This is a genomic window from Nocardioides salarius (genome assembly GCF_016907435.1).
GTDB classification, from domain to species: domain Bacteria; phylum Actinomycetota; class Actinomycetes; order Propionibacteriales; family Nocardioidaceae; genus Nocardioides; species Nocardioides salarius.
On the sequence record NZ_JAFBBZ010000001.1, the window covers coordinates 2,096,849 to 2,114,416 of the forward strand.

The 17,568-nt window shown below is 72.4% G+C and carries 13 protein-coding genes and 2 pseudogenes; 2 read left to right on the forward strand and 13 right to left on the reverse strand.

Going from position 1 to position 17,568, the window contains the following annotated elements; all coding sequences use genetic code 11:
• The first annotated feature begins 83 nt into the window (after positions 1 to 83).
• Positions 84 to 1,262, forward strand: coding sequence for a CaiB/BaiF CoA transferase family protein (locus JOE61_RS10130; protein ID WP_193670532.1), 1,179 nt, complete (start codon positions 84 to 86; stop codon positions 1,260 to 1,262).
• Entirely contained in the window at positions 1,259 to 2,746 is a 1,488-nt protein-coding gene (locus tag JOE61_RS10135; RefSeq protein ID WP_193670533.1) for a carboxyl transferase domain-containing protein, read from the forward strand. The genes JOE61_RS10130 and JOE61_RS10135 overlap by 4 nt, the downstream gene beginning before the upstream one ends.
• Before the next feature lie 100 nt (positions 2,747 to 2,846).
• Here the strand turns inward: JOE61_RS10135 and bar are convergent, their stop codons facing one another.
• From bar to JOE61_RS10190, 13 genes and pseudogenes are all read right to left on the reverse strand, one after another.
• Positions 2,847 to 3,953 carry a barbiturase gene (bar, locus tag JOE61_RS10140; RefSeq protein ID WP_193670534.1) on the reverse strand — a complete coding sequence of 369 codons (1,107 nt, stop codon included), beginning with the start codon at positions 3,951 to 3,953 and terminating at the stop codon, positions 2,847 to 2,849.
• A gap of 92 nt (positions 3,954 to 4,045) precedes the next feature.
• Positions 4,046 to 4,996, reverse strand: a complete 951-nt coding sequence (locus tag JOE61_RS10145; protein ID WP_193670535.1) for a carbamate kinase — start codon at positions 4,994 to 4,996, stop codon at positions 4,046 to 4,048.
• Between the two features lie 70 nt (positions 4,997 to 5,066).
• On the reverse strand, positions 5,067 to 5,882 hold the full coding sequence (locus JOE61_RS10150) for an SDR family oxidoreductase (protein WP_193670536.1): 816 nt from the start codon (positions 5,880 to 5,882) through the stop codon (positions 5,067 to 5,069).
• On the reverse strand, positions 5,879 to 7,867 hold the full coding sequence (locus tag JOE61_RS10155) for a hydantoinase B/oxoprolinase family protein (protein WP_193670537.1): 1,989 nt from the start codon (positions 7,865 to 7,867) through the stop codon (positions 5,879 to 5,881). The genes JOE61_RS10150 and JOE61_RS10155 overlap by 4 nt, the downstream gene beginning before the upstream one ends.
• Positions 7,864 to 10,002, reverse strand: coding sequence for a hydantoinase/oxoprolinase family protein (locus tag JOE61_RS10160; protein ID WP_193670538.1), 2,139 nt, complete (start codon positions 10,000 to 10,002; stop codon positions 7,864 to 7,866). The genes JOE61_RS10155 and JOE61_RS10160 overlap by 4 nt, the downstream gene beginning before the upstream one ends.
• Before the next feature lie 150 nt (positions 10,003 to 10,152).
• On the reverse strand, positions 10,153 to 11,586 hold the full coding sequence (locus JOE61_RS10165) for an amidase (protein ID WP_204797206.1): 1,434 nt from the start codon (positions 11,584 to 11,586) through the stop codon (positions 10,153 to 10,155).
• A 13-nt stretch (positions 11,587 to 11,599) separates the two neighbouring features.
• Complete coding sequence (locus JOE61_RS10170) at positions 11,600 to 12,268, reverse strand: SRPBCC family protein (protein WP_193670539.1); 669 nt, start codon at positions 12,266 to 12,268, stop codon at positions 11,600 to 11,602.
• A complete protein-coding gene (locus JOE61_RS22145; protein WP_307823157.1) occupies positions 12,265 to 13,536 on the reverse strand; it encodes a molybdopterin cofactor-binding domain-containing protein in 1,272 nt (423 codons plus the stop codon). Before JOE61_RS22145 ends, JOE61_RS10170 begins: the two co-directional genes overlap by 4 nt.
• Positions 13,537 to 13,725: pseudogene (locus JOE61_RS22475) on the reverse strand (molybdopterin cofactor-binding domain-containing protein); the annotation flags it as partial.
• A 14-nt stretch (positions 13,726 to 13,739) separates the two neighbouring features.
• A pseudogene (locus JOE61_RS22150) lies at positions 13,740 to 14,576 on the reverse strand (molybdopterin cofactor-binding domain-containing protein); the annotation flags it as partial.
• 83 nt (positions 14,577 to 14,659) lie between these two features.
• Positions 14,660 to 15,199, reverse strand: a complete 540-nt coding sequence (locus JOE61_RS10180) for a (2Fe-2S)-binding protein (protein ID WP_193670541.1) — start codon at positions 15,197 to 15,199, stop codon at positions 14,660 to 14,662.
• Positions 15,196 to 16,077 carry an FAD binding domain-containing protein gene (locus tag JOE61_RS22480; RefSeq protein WP_193670542.1) on the reverse strand — a complete coding sequence of 294 codons (882 nt, stop codon included), beginning with the start codon at positions 16,075 to 16,077 and terminating at the stop codon, positions 15,196 to 15,198. Before JOE61_RS22480 ends, JOE61_RS10180 begins: the two co-directional genes overlap by 4 nt.
• Positions 16,074 to 17,444 carry a uracil-xanthine permease family protein gene (locus tag JOE61_RS10190; protein WP_193670590.1) on the reverse strand — a complete coding sequence of 457 codons (1,371 nt, stop codon included), beginning with the start codon at positions 17,442 to 17,444 and terminating at the stop codon, positions 16,074 to 16,076. Before JOE61_RS10190 ends, JOE61_RS22480 begins: the two co-directional genes overlap by 4 nt.
• Positions 17,445 to 17,568 lie beyond the last annotated feature (124 nt).

Sequence of the window (17,568 nt, forward strand, 5' to 3'; positions counted from 1 at the left end):
GAAGGACTCCTCACAACCGGACACGGGAGTCGTTGGCAGGTGGTGCCATACAGACCGGCCCGGCGCGGGGCTAGCGTGCGGCCATGTCCCCGCATCCAGCACCCCTTGACGACCTCGTCGTGCTCGACCTGACCCGGGCCCTCGCCGGACCGCACGCCGCGATGATGCTGGGCGACATGGGCGCCCGGGTGATCAAGGTGGAGAGCCCGGCCGGCGACGACACCCGCGGCTGGGGTCCCCCCTTCGTCGGCGAGGGCGACGAGCGCGAGTCGACCTACTTCCTGGCCGCCAACCGCAACAAGGAGTCGGTCGTCCTCGACCTCAAGACCGAGGAGGACCGCGAGGTCCTCGCCGGCCTGGTGCGCCGCAGCGACGTGCTCATGGAGAACTTCCGCGTCGGCGTGCTGGAGCGGCTCGGCTTCGGGGTCGAACGGCTGCACGAGCTCAACCCGCGCCTGATCCTGCTGTCGATCACCGGCTTCGGCCACGACGGCCCCGAGGCCAGCCGCGCCGGCTACGACCAGATCGCGCAGGGCGAGGGCGGGCTGATGAGCATCACCGGCAGCGACCCCGAGCAGCCGACGAAGGTGGGCGTGCCGATCGCGGACCTGCTCGCCGGCATGAACGGCGCGTACGGCGTCCTGGCAGCCCTCCACGAGCGGTCCCGCACCGGCCTCGGGCGCGTCGTGCGCACCTCACTGCTGGCCAGCGTGGTCGGCGTGCACGCCTTCCAGGGCACCCGGTGGACGGTCGCCAAGGAGGTGCCGGGGATGTCCGGGCCCCACCACCCCTCGATCGCGCCGTACGGGCTGTTCCACACCGCGACCTCGCCGGTCCAGGTCGCCTGCGGCTCCGAGACGCTGTGGCGCTCCTTCGCCGCCGCGACCGGGCTCGACGTGGACGACGCGCGCTTCGCCACCAACGGCGACCGGGTCGGGCACCGCGACGAGCTGACCGCCGCCATCGAGGAGGTCCTCGCCCAGCAGCCGGCCGAGCACTGGCTGGCCCTGTTCGGCGAGGCCGGCATCCCCTCCGGCAAGGTGCGCTCCATCGACGACGTCTACGACTGGGAGCAGACCCGGTCGCAGGGCCTCCTGCTCGACGTCGACCACCCGACCCAGGGGGCCCTGCAGCTGCCCGGCTCCCCCATCCGCTTCGACGACAACGCATTCTCCGGTGGCCGGGAGACCCACGAGGCGCCGCCCACCCTCGGCCAGCACGACGCGGCGATCCGCGCCTGGGCTCGCGAGCCGCAGCAGTGAAGCGGGTCGCCACGACCGCCCGCGAGCTGATCGCCCGGGTGGTCGAGCCGGGCTCGTTCGTGGGCTGGGACACCCCGCCCGAGCGTGGCGACATCTCGCCCGAGTACGCCGCCCAGCTGGCCGCCGCGGCCGAGAGGTCCGGCGAGGACGAGGCCCTGATCACCGGAGAGGCCCTGGTCCGCGGACGTCGAGTCGCTCTCGTCGCCGGCGAGTTCGCCTTCCTCGCGGGCTCCATCGGGGTCGCGGCGTCGCGGCGCCTCATCGCCGCCGTCGAGCGGGCCACGGCCGAGGGGCTCCCGCTCCTGGCCTCGCCCACCTCGGGCGGCACCCGGATGCAGGAGGGCACCGTCGCCTTCGTCGAGATGGCGCGGATCTCGGCCGCAGTGGCCCGGCACAAGGACGCCGGGCTCCCCTACCTGGTCTACCTGCGCCATCCCACCACCGGCGGCGTGATGGCCTCGTGGGGATCGCTGGGCCACATCACGGTGGCCGAGCCCGGGGCGCTGCTCGGCTTCCTCGGCCCACGCGTCTACGAGGCGCTCTACGGCGAGAGCTTCCCCTCCGGCGTCCAGACGGCGGAGAACCTCTACGCCCACGGGCTGATCGACGGCGTCGTGCCTCCCGAGGAGCTGCCGGCCATCGTCGAGCGGGCCCTGGCCGTGCTGACCGCACCGGCACCCGGGCCGGTGCCCGACCCGCTCGCCGACTCCCCGGCTCCCGACGGCGACATCGACGCCTGGGAGTCGATCACCCGCTCGCGTGACGAGGGCCGCCCGGGCGTGCGTCAGCTGCTGCGGCTCGCGGCCTCCGAGGTGATCCCGCTCAACGGCACCGGCGAGGGCGAGAGCGACCCGGGCATGCTGCTCGCGCTGGCCCGCTTCGAGGGTGCGCCCTGCGTGCTGCTCGGGCAGGACCGCTCGACCCAGACCGAGCTCGCCCCGCTCGGCCCCGGCGCCCTGCGGGCCGCCCGGCGAGGCATGCGGCTGGCGGCCGAGCTGCGGCTGCCGCTGGTCACGGTGATCGACACCCCGGGGGCCGCGCTTTCGCCGGAGGCCGAGGAGGGCGGCCTGGCCGGCGAGATCGCGCGTTGCCTGGCCGACCTCGTCACCCTCCAGTCGCCGTCGCTCACCGTGCTGCTCGGCCAGGGGTGCGGGGGTGGCGCGCTCGCGCTGCTGCCCGCCGACCGGGTCATCGCCGCCCAGCACGCCTGGCTCTCCCCGCTGCCCCCCGAGGGTGCGTCCGCGATCATGCACCGCACCCCCGACCGGGCCCCTGAGATGGCGCGCCAGCAGGGCGTGCGGGCCAACGATCTGCGGGCCGCCGGGATCGTCGACAGGATCGTCCCCGAGCGGCCCGACGCCGCACAGGAGCCCGAGGAGTTCTGCCGCCGGCTGGGCAGCGTGCTGCGCCACGAGCTCGGCTGCCTCGCCGAGCTCAGCACGCCCACCGTGCTGGCCCGCCGCCGTCAGCGCTACGCCGGCTGAGGCTGCGACCTCGCCCAGCGGCCCCCGGGCCGGCAGGGCGCAACGCACAGAAGGGGCGCCCCCCGCGGGGGGCGCCCCTTCGTCGTGCGCGTGGGCTGGCTCAGCCCATGTCGACGATGGCGGCCACCGGGCCGCCACCCTCGGGGCCCTGGTGGGCCGCGGAGACCGACACGAACACCGCTGGGTCGCCGGTGACAGCGGCGGTCACGCCACCGACGCAGGCCTTGATCTGACGGTGCCAGTGCACGTCGGAGTCGTCGAGCATGGCGTTGCGACGTCCACGCACCTCGCCGTCCTGGCTGGCCTCGCACTTGAGGAACACGTTGACCAGGCGACCGTCGAGGTCAGCGGTGCGCGGACGCTCCGGCAGCTCGAGACCGGCGTCCTTGATGGCGTCCCAGATGCCGTCCTGGTCGAGGGCGTCGTCCATCACCGAGTGGCCGATGCGGTAGCGGCCGCCGACGCCGCGGACGTTGCCGACCACGACGACCTGCGCCTGGTCGAGCTCGACGCCCGAGGAGCAGGAGGCCACCGCGGAGTAGAGCTCGCGGCTGTGCATCACGTCGTCGTCGGTGGGCATCTCGATCTCGCCCAGTGCGACGGCGATGCCGAGGGCGGTGACGCCGTTCGAGAGGTCCATGGACTCGTGGGTGTGCTCGGTCCACACCGTCTTGCCGCGGCTCTTGGCGTCACGGATGGTGTTGATCGTCAGCAGCGGGGTCTTGGTCTGCACGTAGTGCACGTCGGCGGGGTCGGTGATGCCGGCGCGCTCCATGGCGACCTTGACCGCGTCGGCGACCTTCTCGATCATCGGGGTGCGCCCGATCTCCTCGGGAAGCAGCTGCTCGCTCATCGCGAAGCCGACCGAGAGCCGCGGCTCGTCGGTCTTCTCGACCTGGTCGTCGGGCAGGGTCGCGAAGATGGTCGCGTGCGGGCTGATCACGCCGTCGGTGCCGCCCGACCACACGATCGGGATCTCGCGCACGGCCTCGGCCGAACGGGTGCCCTTGGTCGCGATGACCTCGCGGAAGGCGCGGTCGGCGATGATGCGGGTGTAGTCGTTCACCCCGCCGTTGCCCTCGGTCTTGCCGATGATGGCGATGACTCGGTCGGCCTCCATCACGCCGTCGTCGATGAGCTTCGCGAGCTCGCTCGCGTCGGCGACGGAGTGGATCGGCACCTTGCGTACTTCGATTGCTGCGGGCACGTCCGCTTCCTTCCATTGGGCTGTTGCTGGGCTGTTGCGGGGTTGGAGCTGGGTTTGAGCTGGGTTGGAGCCGGGTGGAGCTGGTGGGTGGATCAGCGCGGGGCGGGAGTGCCCGGCACGACCCGGGTCCCGATGTGCCCCTCGATCGCCTGGGCGATGCGGGACAGCGAGGTGATGATGCCGGTGCCGCCGCCCTGCTCGGCGAAGCGCGTCACCGCCTCGATCTTCGGGCCCATCGAGCCGGCCGCGAAGCCCTGGTCGCGCGAGATGGCGCGCATCTCGGCCACGCTCACCTCGCCGATGGGCCGGGCGTGGGGCGTGCCCCAGTCGGTGACCGCGGAGTCGACGTCGGTGGCGATGACCAGGACGTCGGCCGAGGTCTGCCGAGCGATCAGGGAGGCCGTCAGGTCCTTGTCGATCACGGCCTCGATCCCGGCGAGGGTGCCGTCGCCGCGCCGCACGGTGGGGATGCCGCCGCCGCCGGAGCAGACCACGAGGTAGCCCTGCGCGAGCAGCGTGTCGGCGGCCGGGCTGTCGAGGCACTCGAGCGGCTCCGGCGAGGCCACCACGCGGCGCCAGCCGCGGTCGGGGACCTCGACGAAGTGCTGGCCGTGCTCGATCAGCACCCGGGCCTCGTCCTCGGGGAGGTAGCGCCCGATCGGCTTGGTCGGGGCGGTGAACCCGGGGTCGGCGGCGTCGACCAGCGTGCGGGAGACCAGGGCCGCCGAGCGGCGCTCGCTGCCCCGTCGTGCCAGCGCGCCGTCGAGGGCACTGAGCATCAGGGCACCGATGGTGGCCTGGGTCTGCGCGCCGCACCAGTCCAGCGGCACCGGCGGCACCACGGAGGCCGACAGCTCGTTCTTGAGCAGGAGGTTGCCCACCTGGGGGCCGTTGCCGTGGGTCAGCAGCACGTCGTGGCCCGCCACGACGAGGTCGGCCACCGGCTCGGCCGCCTCCGCGACCGCACGCGCCTGGTCCTCGGGACGGGCACTGCCGTCGGAGGAGGTCATGGCGTTGCCACCGAGGGCGATCACGATCCGCATGGTGTCGAACCTAGGGTCCTCGTCCCGGCTTGGCACGGGCAACATCACCCAACAGCAGGCCCGGATGTGGTCAGGACTTGCCAGGTGCCGAACGCGGGGAGACCAGGTCCCCGAGCTCCCGGGCCAGGGTCTGCTCCAGCGTGGTGCTGCTGTGGCCCAGCAGTGCCTGCAGGACCAGCCCGCCGGCCGGCAGCCCGTGCCGGTCGTAGTGCTCGAACATCGCACGGAGCCAGGCCCGCTCGTGCTCCGGCGCAGTCGCGGCGGCCTCCTCCGGCGCCACCCGCAGCACCGGCACCGCCCGGCCCAGGACCGCGCTGGCGGCCTGCGCCACGTCGCGTGCCGAGACCAGCCTCGGTCCGCCGAGCTCGTAGGTCGCGCCCGTGTGACCGTCGTCGAGCAGCGCCCGGGCCGCCGCCTCGGCGACGTCGTCGAGGTCGGCCAGCCCGAAGAGCCGGTCGGGGTCGTAGGGCACCCGCACCGCGGGCTCGTCCTCCCGCAGCCCCGGCAGCAGGTTCTGCACGTAGGCGCACGGTTGCAGGATCGTCCAGTCCAGCCCGCTGCGCCGGACCAGGTCCTCACCCCGGGCCTTGCCCAGGTGGTGCGGCATGGACGGCGCGTACGGCGCCGCGACCGAGTGGTAGACCACGCGCTCCACCCCGGCCGCCCGCGCCGCCGTCAGGACGTCGCCGACCAGGTCGGGCTCGGCGGGGTGCAGGTTGGGCGCCATGAGGTGCAGCGCCGCGAGCCCGGACAGGGCCTCCTCGAGGCGCTCGAGGTCCGCGCTGCCCAGGGCCCGGGCCTGGGCGCCGTGGCTCTCGAGGGCGCGGGCGAGCGCCCGGCCGGTCTTGCCGCGACCGGCCAGGACGCCCACCCGTGGTCGGCTCACAGCCAGTCGACGTCGGCGACCTCGGCGCCACCGCTGAGCTGGGCGTAGCCCGGCCCACGGTGGAAGAAGGCCTGCTCCGGGCGGTCACCGGCGACCTGGGCACGCCTCTGCTCGGTCGCGGCCGCGTCGAAGTCGAGCGTGTCGTCGTCGAGCGAGCCCGTCAGCACGACGCCGTAGTCGGCGAGGGCCGCCTCGGGCGAGACCTTGCGCCACACCACGTCCCGCACGACCATCTCCGGGTCCCGCACCAGCGGGTCGCCCCAGCCGCCGCCGCCGGTGGTCCGGATCCGGATCACCTCTCCGGCCTTGACGGGCTCGTCGTCGGCGAGCGCCTCGACGACCCGCTCGTTCGGGCCGTCGGGGTCGATGACGACCTCGAAGGGCCGGCCGGCCTGGCCGCCCTTGACGCCCCAGCAGGCCAGGATCGACCGGTCGGCGATCGACATGAAGTGGCCGTCCTTGAGCATCCGGATGTGCTTCTCGTAGCCGAGGCCGCCACGGAACTGGCCGGCGCCGCCGGAGTCCATGGCCAGGCCGAGCTTCTCGACCAGGAACGGGAACCGCGACTCGGTGAACTCGCTGGGCAGGTTCCGCGAGTCGGGCACCACGTGGATCGTGTCCTCGCCGTCCGCGTAGTAGCGCCCTCCGGAGCCACCCCCGAGGACCTCACGCATCAGGTAGGGGCGGCCCTCCATGTCGTCGCCGTACACACCGGTGTAGCGGATCGTCTCCTGGTCGGCGGGCATCCGGCCGTCGACCGCCTTCGCCACCACACCGGCCAGCACGCCGAGCAGTCGCAGGATCACGAACGTGCGGGCGTTGGTCGGGGCCGGGAACTCCGGGGTGAGCAGCGTGCCCTTCGGCGGGAAGCGCATCTCGATCAGGGGGATGATGCCCTCGTTGACGTCGAGCTCGGCCATCCGCTCCGGGGTGTCGGCCAGGTTGCGCAGGATCGGGGCGAGCCACTTCTTGAGGAAGACGCCGTCCGAGTAGTCACCGCAGTGGTTGATCGGCCCCTTGGCCTGCGGTGACGTGCCGGCGAAGTCGATGACGATCCGCTCGCCCTCGGGGTCCTCCGCCGGGGTCCTTGTCAGCGTGATGCGCTGCGTGTGCAGCTGCGGCTCGTCGACACCGTCGTGCTCGGCGTAGTCCTCCCAGACCCAGCTGCCGACCGGGATCTTGGAGAGGATCTCGCGTCGGTACGTCTGGGTGGTGCGGTCGATGATCGCGTCGAAGCAGGCCTCGACGGTCGCGCGGCCGTAGCGGTCGAAGAGCTCGCCCAGGCGCTGCGCGCCCATCAGGCAGGCCGAGCACTCGGCGTCGAGGTCGGCGGCCAGCGACTCGGGCATCCGGGAGTTGCGGGTCATGATCCGCAGGGCCGAGCGCACCGGGACGCCCTGGTCCCAGAGCTTGATCGGCGGGACCATCAGGCCCTCCTCGAAGACCGAGGTGGCGTGGCTGGGCATCGACCCGGGCACCGCGCCGCCGATGTCGTCGTGGTGACCGAAGGCCTGGACGAAGGCGACGACCTCGGGGCCGTCCCCCGAGTCGTGGAAGACCGGCACCGTGACGCACAGGTCGGGCAGGTGGCCGATGCCGCCCTCGGACTCGTAGACGTCGTTGTGGAAGAACACGTCGCCGGGACGCATCTCCTCCAGAGGGAAGTCGCGGGCGATCGGGTGCACCAGCGCGCTGTAGGAACGACCGGTGAGCTTGCGCAGCAGCCGGTCGTGGATGCCGGCCCGGAAGTCGTGGGCGTCACGGATCATGGGTGAGCGCGAGGTGCGCCCGATGGCGGTCTCGACCTCCATCTCCACCGAGGCCAGGCTGCCCTGCACGATCTCGACGAGCACCGGGTCGGCGGCTGCGCCAGCGTCGGCGGTCAGGCTGGCGAAGGGGAACTGGGTGGGCGCCTTGGCCGACGGCACCTCCGTGCCGGGCTCGACGGAGTCGGTGGCGGGCTCGGTGGCGGGGGCGGCGGTCATGCCGTCACGTCCTCTCGGGTCACGATCACGTTGCGGTGGGTGTCGATGCGGGCCACGAAGCCCGGGTGCAGCGGCACGGTGGAGCCGAACTCCTCGACCACGGCGGGGCCGGCGACCTGCTGGCCCGGGGCCAGGTCGGCGCGCCAGTAGACCGGGGTGTCGACGTACCCGGTGGCCGGCTCGAAGCAGACCGGTCGACGGCTGACGGGCTCGGGCGTGCCGGGGTCGGCCGCGACCGTCTCGGATGCGATGTCGGGACGCTGGATCGGCCCGATGCCGGAGACCCGGATGTTCACCCACTCGACCTGCTGGCTGTCGTCGGCGGAGAAGTCGTAGCCGTAGAGGCCGCGGTGCTCGGCGTGGAAGCGACGGGCGACCTCGTCGAGGGTGCCCTGCTCGACGGGGCCGTCGGGCACGGGCACCCGCACCTCGTAGGCCTGGCCGAAGTAGCGCACGTCGGCGGTGCGCGCGAACCGGTGCTGGTCGGCGGCGAAGCCCTCCCCGTCCAGGGCGCGGGCGGCCTTGGTGGTGAGCTCGTCGAGGATGCCGGCGACGGTCGCGGCGGGCAGGTCGTCGTGCAGCGCGACGTGGGTCTGCACGTAGTCGTTCTTCACGTCGACGGTCAGCAGGCCGAACGCCGAGACGTTGCCGGGGTTGGGCGGCACGAGGACCGTGCGCAGACCGAGCACGTCCATCAGGCGGCACAGCAGCAGCGAGCCGGAGCCGCCGAAGGTGGTGAGGGTGAAGTCGCGGACGTCGAGGCCGCGCTTGACGGTGATCTGGCGCAGCGCGTTGGCCTGGTTCCAGGCCGAGATCTCGAGGATGCCGTCGGCGCACTCCTCGGGGGTGATCCCGAGCTTGCCGGCCAGCTCCACGACGCCGGTGCGGGCGGCGTCGACGTCGAGCGGGATCTCGCCACCGAGCAGGTGGGGAGGGATCCGGCCCAGGGTGACGTGCGCGTCGGTGATGGTGACGTCGGCGCCCCCCTTGGCATAGCACAGCGGGCCCGGGTCGGCCCCGGCCGAGTGCGGACCGACCTTGAGCGTCCCCTCGGGGGAGAGCCAGGCCACCGAGCCGCCACCGGCGCCGACCGTGACGACGTCGATCATGGGGATCTTGCTCGGGAAGGCGCCGACGCTGCCCTCGGTCGTCAGGGTGGGCTGGCCGTCGATGACCACGGAGACGTCGGTGGAGGTGCCGCCGCCGTCGCAGGTGAGGACCTTGTCGAAGCCGGCTACCTGAGCGATGAGCGCGGCGCCGAGGGCGCCGGCCGCGGGGCCGGAGAGGACGGTGGTGATCGGCTGGTGGACGACCTCCTCGGCCGAGAGCACCCCGCCGTTGGACTTCATCACGTAGAAGGGCACCGCACGGGGGGCTCCGCTCCCCGTGTCCCCCCCGACGGCGTCGGAGGAGGCGAAGGCGTCCAGCCGGGTCTTGATGTTGGTGACGTAGCGCGAGAGCTTCGGCTTGACCGCGGCGTCGACGAGCGTGGTCATCGCCCGCTCGTACTCGCGGTACTCCCGCAGCACCTCGGAGGAGACGCTGACGACGGCGTCGGGGTGCTCCTCGCGCAGGATCTGGCGCATCCGCTCCTCGTGCGAGGAGTCGGCATAGGCGTGCAGCAGGCAGACCCCGAGGGTGTTCACGCCCCGGTCGCGGAACCAGCGGGCGGCGGCACGTGCGCCTTCTTCGTCGAAGGGCCGCACCTCCGCGCCGGTGTGGTCCAGCCGGCCGCCGACACCCTTGACCAGGTGGCGGGGGACGATCCGGTCGGGCTTCACCCAGAAGTAGGAGTTGCCGTAGCCGTCGGGCACCGACTGGCGCGCGATCTCCAGCATGGCCTCGTAGCCCTCGGTGGTGATGAAGCCGAGCTCGTCGACCTTGCCCTCGAGCAGCTGGTTGGTGGCCACCGTGGTGCCGTGGCTGACCGCGGCGATCGCGTCGCCGTGGTCGGTGGGCAGACCGAGGAGGCCCAGCACCTTCTCCACGCCGGCCAGGAAGCCGTCGGCCGGGTTGCCCGGCGTCGACGGCGTCTTGGTGGAGACGAGATCGCCGCTCTCCTCGTCGAAGGCCACGACGTCGGTGAAGGTGCCACCGGTGTCGATGCCGATCCTGATGCGCCGGTCCTGCGTCACGGGCCGCTCCTGTCCTGGGGAAAGCTCTTCGCCGTTCACGGGACCATTCCATCCAGACCCGCCGAGTTCCGACAGGTCAACTATCGCCGTCGGATCAGGATTTCATTGTCATGATTCGCCAACTGGCCCGCCAGGGTGCCGTTCTGCCTGTCAACCCTTGCCGAGCCCGGGGCGACGCTCGCCCACGCGGGTGCGCTGCTCGAAGGCATGGGCGATCTCCAGCAGCCGACGCTCACCCGAGTGGGGAGCGACGATCTGGATCCCCACGGGCAGACCGTCGGCGGTGAACCCGGCCGGCACCGAGATGGCCGGGCAGCCGGTCACGGTGATCAGGTAGGCCGACCGCATCCAGTCCAGGTAGGTCTCCTGGGGCCGACCGTTGATCGCCTGCGGGTACTCCTGGTCCGCCGGGAACGGCGGGACCTGGCTGACCGGCATCACCAGCACGTCGTGGGACTCGAAGAAGGTGCGCATCCGCTCACCGAGCGTGGTGCGCTGCGCGTAGGCCCGGGCCACGTCGGCCCCGCTCAGCGAGGCACCGGCACGGATGTTGTCGGCCAGGGACGCCTTGAAGTCGTCGGGGTGCGCCGCCAGCAGGTCGCCGAACTTCGCCTGGAAGTGCCAGGCCCGCAGGGTGCGGAAGGTGTCCTCCGCCTCGCGCAGGTCGGGATGGGCGTCGACGACCGTGCTGCCGGCGTCCTCCAGCTCGGCGACCTGGTCCGCGAGCACGCGGGCGACCTCGTGGTCGACCTCGAAGGCTCCCCCCAGGTCGGCGGAGAGCGCCACCCGCAGCCCCGCCAGCGGCGAGCCGTCGGCTCGCCCGAGCGGCTCGGCGAAGACCGCACCCGGGGTCTCCAGCGCCATCGGCACCCGGGGGGTGGGACCGGCCTGCACCGAGAGGAGCAGCGCCAGGTCCTCCACCGTGCGTGCCATCGGGCCGCTCACCGAGGTGGTCTCCCAGCCGTTGCGCTGGGGCCACTCGGGCACCCGCCCGAGTCCGGGACGCAGCCCCACCACGTTGTTGAAGGAGGCGGGGTTGCGCAGCGAGCCGCCCATGTCGCTGCCGTCGGCCAGGGCCACCATGCCGGCGGCGAGCGCGACGGCGGAGCCCCCGCTCGACCCGCCCGCGGAGCGGCCGAGGTCGTAGGGGTTCAGCGTGGTCCCGAAGACCTTGTTGAAGGTGTGCGAGCCGGCCGCGAACTCGGGCACGTTGCTCTTCGCGACGACCACGGCACCGGCGGCTCGGACCCGTTCGACGACCAGCTCGTCGGCCTCGGGCACGTGGTCGGCCATCAGCGGCGAGCCGTACGTCGTGCGCCACCCGCCGGTGGCGTGGGTGTCCTTGACCGCGTAGGGCAGGCCGTGCAGGGCGCCGACCTGCTCGCCCCGCGCCAGGCGCTCGTCGGCGTCCGCCGCCTGCGCCCGGGCCCGGTCGGGGTCGAGGCTGACCAGCGCGTTGACCTGCGGGTTGACCTCCTCGATCCGGGTCAGGTGCAGCTCGAGGAGCTCACGGGCGGAGATCTCGCGAGCACGCAGGGCCGCGGCCATCTCGCGAGCGGTGCTGAAGTGGTCGATCCCGCTCACCCCGGTCACCCGCTCAGCCCCGACGACGCGCGGCCAGGGCGCCGGCCACCACGCCGGCGAGCACGAGGGCGCCACCGACCAGCGCGCCCTGGACGAAGTCGCCCCCGGGCAGCCCGGCGGCACCGCCGCCACCGCCGCGAGGCGGTGCGCTGAAGGTGACTCCCGCCGCGGGCGCGGCGGCGGCGTCCCCGGAGACGGCCGGCGCTGCCGGGGCACCCCCGGTCACGACCTCCTGGCGCTCGGCTCCGGTGAGCACCCGGTTGATGGACGAGAAGAACTCACCCGCGAGCCGCTTGCTGACCGAGGACAGCATCCGCTGGCCCACCCCGCCGATCATGCCGCCGACGACGGCCACGGCCTCGTAGGTCAGCAGGGTCGTGCCCTCACCGGTGTCGGCGAGGGTCACCTTCACGTCCGCGGAGATGGTGCCGGGGGCCCCGGCACCCGCGGCCTTGAGGACCAGCGACTCGTGCGGCTGCAGGTCGCGCAGCTCGCAGGTGCCGGTGTAGGTGCCACGGATCGCGGCCACGCCGGCGGTGACCACCATGTCGTACTTGTTCTCGCCGGTGACCTGCAGCTGCTCGCAGCCGGGGATGGTGCGCACCAGCACGGCCGGGTCGAGGACCGCGTCCCAGGCCTGCTCGACGGGGGCCTCGAGGACGGCTTCTCCGGAGATTCTCATGCGTGGGGTCCTTCCTGGAGCTTCTGCTCGTGGTGGAGCCGGAGCGCGAAGAGCTCCGACGGGGAGATGGGCATCGAGGTGATCGGGAATCCCTCGGCGTCCTCGATGGCCGAGGCGAAGACGGCCGCCGACGGGATGACCCCGGCCTCGCCGGCGCCCTTGAGCCCCAACGGGTTCAGCGGCGAGGGCGTCTCCAGGTGGTCGATCTCGATCCGCTTCGGGACCTCGCTGACGTAGGGCATCAGGAAGTCCATGAACGAGGCGTTCTCGAGCTGTCCGTGCTCGTTGTAGGCCATCCGCTCGTAGAGCGCCCCGCCCACCCCCTGGGCGACGCCACCGTGGACCTGGCCCTCGACGATGAGCGGGTTGATCAGGTTGCCGCAGTCGTGCACCACGGCGTAGCGCAGGATCGTGATCTCGGCGGTGTCCGGGTCGGTCTCGACCACGACGGCGTGCATGCCGTTGGCGAACGTGGAGCGCGGCGGGGAGTAGTAGTCCCTGCCCTCCAGACCCGGTTCGTCGTCCTCGGCCACGGGCGGCTTGCTCGGGTCGCCGACCACGAACTGGGTCGCTGCCTTCGACGCCTCGTCGAAGGCGTAGCGCAGCGGGTTGGAGAGGACCGCGATGGTGCCGAGCTCGATGCGGCTGCCCGGGGCGCCCTTCACCTGCACGACCCCGTTGACGATCTCGAGGTCCTCGGGGGTGGTCTCCAGGGCATCCGCGGCGATCCGCAGCACCTTCTCACGGGTCTTGCGTGCCGCCAGGGCGATCGCCGAACCGCTCATGACCGCGGCCCGCGAGGCGAAGGTCCCCACCGAGTACGGCGAGCGCCGGGTGTCGCCGGTGACGACCTCGACGTCCTCGAAGGGGACCCCGAGCTCGTCGGCGACGATCTGGGCGAAGGCGGTCTGGTGGCCCTGTCCCTGGCTGGTCAAGCCGGTGGACACCTTCACCTTGCCCGACGTCTCGACGTGCACGTGGCCGCCCTCGTAGGGCCCCACGCCGGTGCCCTCGACGTAGCAGGCGATGCCGATGCCGACCTTGCGGCCCTCGGCGCGCGCCTCGTCGCGGATCCGTTCGAAGTCGTCCCAGTCCACGAGTGCCTTGAGCTTCTCCAGCGAGGCCGGGAAGTCGCCGGAGTCGTAGATCAGCGGGCGGCCGTCCTGGAAGAGCAGACCGTGGTCGTAGGGGAACTCGTCGGGCTGGATGAAGTTCGCGGCCCGCACCTCGGTGCGGTCCTTGCCCAGGTAGGCCGCGATCGCGTCCATGGTCCGCTCCATCGCGTAGACGCCCTGCGGGCGTCCGGCCCCGCGGTACGGGGTGACGATGACGGTGTTGGTGTAGAGGCTGTCGAAGACGACCTTGTAGTTGTCGGGCTTGTAGGGGCCCAGCAGCTGGGTCGAGTGATGATGGGGACGATCAGCCCGTACGGCGTGTAGGCGCCGTTGTCGTGCCAAAACTGCACCGAGAGACCGAGCAGGCGACCGTCGTCGTCGAAACCGACGTCGACGTGCTGGAGCTGACCCCGCTCGTGGGCCGAGGAGATGAAGTGCTCGCGCCGGTCCTCGATGAACTTCACCGGTCGGCCCACGGCGCGGGCCGCCATCGGCACCAGCAGCTCCTCGGGCCACGGGTGCACGATCTTGACACCGAAGCCGCCCCCGACGTCGGGGGTGATCACGTCGACCTGGCCCAGGTCGAGGCCCAGCTTGGAGGCGACGGCGGCCCGGACCCCGGTCGAGGTCTGGGTCGAGGTCCACACCTGCATCCGGTGCGAGTCGGTGTCCCAGCGGGCCAGGGTGGCCCGGCCCTCCATCGGCATGCAGGCGCTGCGCTCGACCTGGAGGTCGAGGCTGAGCCGGTGCGGCGCGGCGGCGATCGCGGCCTCGGCGTCGCCGACCTGCTGCTCCATGCGCGCGGCTCGGTTGCCCGGCACGTCGTCGTGGACGAGCAGGTCGCCGTCGCGGGCGTTCTCGATGCCCACCACCGGCGGCAGCACCTCGTAGTCGACACGGATCCGCGCGACGGCGTCCTCGGCGACGTAGCGGTCGACGGCCACGACCATCGCGATCGCCTCGCCGACGTAGTTGACCTCGTCGCGGGCCAGGGCGTACTGGGTGCGCCCGTGGGTGAGAGTGGGGTGCGGGATCAGCAGCGGCAGCGGCTCGGCCATGGCCCCGGCGAGGTCGTCGTGGGTGTAGACGGCCACGACCCCCTCGACGTCGAGCACGGCGTCGACCTCGATCTCCAGGATCCGGGCATGGGCGTGCGGGCTGCGCAGGATGGCGGCGTGCAGCGCGCCGGGCATCAGGTCGTCGGTGTACTGACCCTGCCCGCGCAGCAGCCGGTCGTCCTCGACGCGCTGGACGGCCTGGCCGAAGAGCTTGGTGGTCACGCCTGCTCCCCCTCGGGCTCGAGCCGGGCGATCTCCGCGGCCCGGCACACCGCGGAGACGATGTTCTGGTAGCCGGTGCAGCGGCACAGGTTGCCGCCGATCATCTCGCGTGCCTCGTCCTCGGTGGGGTCGGGATTGTCCCGGAGGCCGGCGGTGATGGTGGTCAGGAAGCCGGGGGTGCAGAAGCCGCACTGCAGGCCGTGGCACTCCTTGAAGGCCTGCTGCACCGGACCGAGCCGACCGTCGGGCGCGGCGAGCCCCTCGACGGTGGTCAGCTCCTGGCCGGCCGCGGAGACGGCGAACATCAGGCAGGCGCGCACCGGCTTGCCCTCCAGGAGCACCGTGCAGGCGCCGCAGACGCCGTGCTCGCAGCCGACGTGGGTGCCGGTGAGGCCGAGGTCGTGGCGCAACGCGTCGGAGAGCAGGCGTCGGCCGGGGATCCGCACCTGGTGCACGATCCCGTTGACGTGCAGACGGACGTCGTGGAGCTCCTCGCCGGTGTCCGGGTCGGTCTGGGTCGGGGCGTTCGTGCTCATGCGTCTCCCTCGCGTCGTGCGGTGCAGTCGTCGTGGGCCTGTCGGACCACCCGCTTCGTCAGCACCCGGGCCAGGTGGGCCCGGTAGTCAGCGGTGGCGTGGATGTCTGCCGCAGGCTCGAGCGAGGCCAGCGCCAGGTCGGCGGCCGCGTCGAGGCTCGCCTCGTCGACGGCGCCGGCGGCGAAGGCCTCGGAGAGGTCCACCACCGTCGGCAGGTCGCTGACCGACAGGTAGCCGGCCCGGACCGAGGTGATGGTCCCGGCCTCGTCGGCGCGCACCACCGCGGCCACCCCGCAGAGGGCGTAGTCGCCGTGGCGGCGGGCGATCTCGTCGAAGGCCACGCCGGCGTCGTCGGGCAGGGCCGGGAAGAACGCCTCGGTGGCGATCTCGTCGTGGCGCAGGGTGCTCTCGAGCGGGCCCACGTAGAGGTCCGCGGCCTCGATGGTGCGGGTGCCCGTGGCGGAGGCGGCGGTGATGCTGCCCCCGAGGAGCACCAGCACCACCGGCATCTCCGCCGAGGCGTCGGCGTGCACCAGCGACCCGACGGTGGTGCCCCGGTTGCGGATGGTCGGGTGGGCCACCCGCTCCAGCGCCAGCGAGACCAGGGGCTGGACCCGTCGAGCGGCCGGGTCGGCCATCACGGCGGCGTGCCGGGCCAGGGCCCCGACCCGCACCCCCTCCTCGTCCGCGCGCACGTGGTCGAGGCCGGGCACGGCGTTGATGTCGACCAACGCGCTCGGCGCGGCGAGCCGCATCGAGAGCAGGGGCACCAGGCTCTGGCCACCGGCGAGGACCTTGGCGTCGGGGTCGGCGGCCAGGTCCGCCAGCGCCTCCTCGAGCGTGGTGGGTCTGGAGTACGAGAAGGGGGCGGGTTTCACAGGACCTTGGTCACCTCTCCCGAGCCGAGCTCTTCCTTGCGTCCCTTCACGAGGTGGAAGTAGACGAGGACCAGGATCGTGCCCAGGGCGATGCCGCCGAGCTCGAAGTCGTCGGTGACCTGCAGGGTCACGCCGCCGATGCCGGCGATCAGGCCGGCCGAGAGGCCGATCAGGTTGACCGGGTTGCCGAAGTCGACGTTGTTCTCCACCCAGATCTTGGCGCCGATGAGACCGATCATGCCGTAGAGGACCACGGTGATCCCGCCGAGCACGCCGCCGGGGATCGCGTTGACGACCGCACCGAACTTGGGGCTCAGTCCGAGCACGATCGCCACGGCGGCCGCGACGTAGTAGGCGGCCGTGGAGTAGACCCTGGTGGCCGACATGACGCCGATGTTCTCGGCGTACGTCGTGGTCGGCGAGCCGCCGAAGGAGCTGGCCAGCGCGGTGGCCAGGCCGTCGGCGCCGATGGCGCGACCCATGTAGGGGTCGAGGTCGTCGCCGGTCATCTCGGCGACGGCCCGCACGTGCCCGGTGTTCTCGGCGATCAGGGCGATCACGCCGGGCAGGACCAGCAGGGCGAAGGTGAGCGAGAAGCTGGGGCCGTGGACGACGTCCACGCCGTCGGGCAGTGTCCCGCCGGGCAGGCCGAGCCAGTCGGCGGCACCCACGGAGCTCCAGTCGACGCGGTCGCGGGTGACCAGCTCGCCCGAGCCGTCACCGGTGACCGAGGTGACCGGGCCGACGACACGGTCGGCGAGCCACGACACGGCGTAGCCGAAGATCAGGGCGAGGAAGACCGCGATGCGCGACCAGAACCCCGGGAACAGCACAGCCGCGAGCACCATGAAGGAGGCGGTCGCCAAGGCGATCCACTGGTCCTGGGGCCAGTAGACGTTCGCGACGACGGGCGCCAGGTTGAAGCCGATCAGCATCACCACGGCACCCGTGACCGCCGGCGGCAGGATGACCTTGAGCCAGCGGGCGCCGACGAAGTGGACGGCCACGCCCACGGCGGCCAGCAGCAGGCCGGAGACGAGGATGGCGCCCGTGACGTCGGCGGAGTCACCGCCCTGGTCGCGGATCACCACGACGCCGGAGACGAACGCGGCGCTGGTGCCCAGGTAGCTGGGGACCCGGTTCTTGACGATCAGCAGGAACAGGATCGTGCAGATGCCCGAGAAGAGGATCGCCAGGTTGGGGTCGAGGCCCATGATGATGGGGAACACGAAGGTCGCGCCGAACATGGCGACCACGTGCTGCGCGCCGAGGCCGGCGGTGCGCGGCCAGCTCAGCCTCTGGAGCGGTCCGACCGCCTCGCCGGGGGGTGGCGTCTTGCCGCCGTGGACGACCTCCCACTTGAACATGCTCATCTTCAGCTCCTTGCGTTCGTCCGAGACCGTCCAGGCGACGCTAGTGTCGCGGCTCACATGCGAGCACGGGCGAGTGTTGCCAAGCAGGTCCGGGCAAGGATGGCACTCCTTGTGCACG

Excerpts from the sequence above, each read along its gene's own strand:
- JOE61_RS10190 (WP_193670590.1), bottom strand. The coding sequence starts at position 17,444 with ATGTTCAAGTGGGAGGTCGTCCACGGCGGCAAGACGCCACCCCCCGGC.
- JOE61_RS10180 (WP_193670541.1), bottom strand. The coding sequence starts at position 15,199 with ATGAGCACGAACGCCCCGACCCAGACCGACCCGGACACCGGCGAGGAG.
- JOE61_RS10130 (WP_193670532.1), top strand. The coding sequence starts at position 84 with ATGTCCCCGCATCCAGCACCCCTTGACGACCTCGTCGTGCTCGACCTG.
- JOE61_RS10145 (WP_193670535.1), bottom strand. The coding sequence starts at position 4,996 with ATGCGGATCGTGATCGCCCTCGGTGGCAACGCCATGACCTCCTCCGAC.
- JOE61_RS10170 (WP_193670539.1), bottom strand. The coding sequence starts at position 12,268 with ATGAGAATCTCCGGAGAAGCCGTCCTCGAGGCCCCCGTCGAGCAGGCC.
- JOE61_RS22145 (WP_307823157.1), bottom strand. The coding sequence starts at position 13,536 with ATGGACGCGATCGCGGCCTACCTGGGCAAGGACCGCACCGAGGTGCGG.
- JOE61_RS10155 (WP_193670537.1), bottom strand. The coding sequence starts at position 7,867 with ATGACCGCCGCCCCCGCCACCGAGCCCGCCACCGACTCCGTCGAGCCC.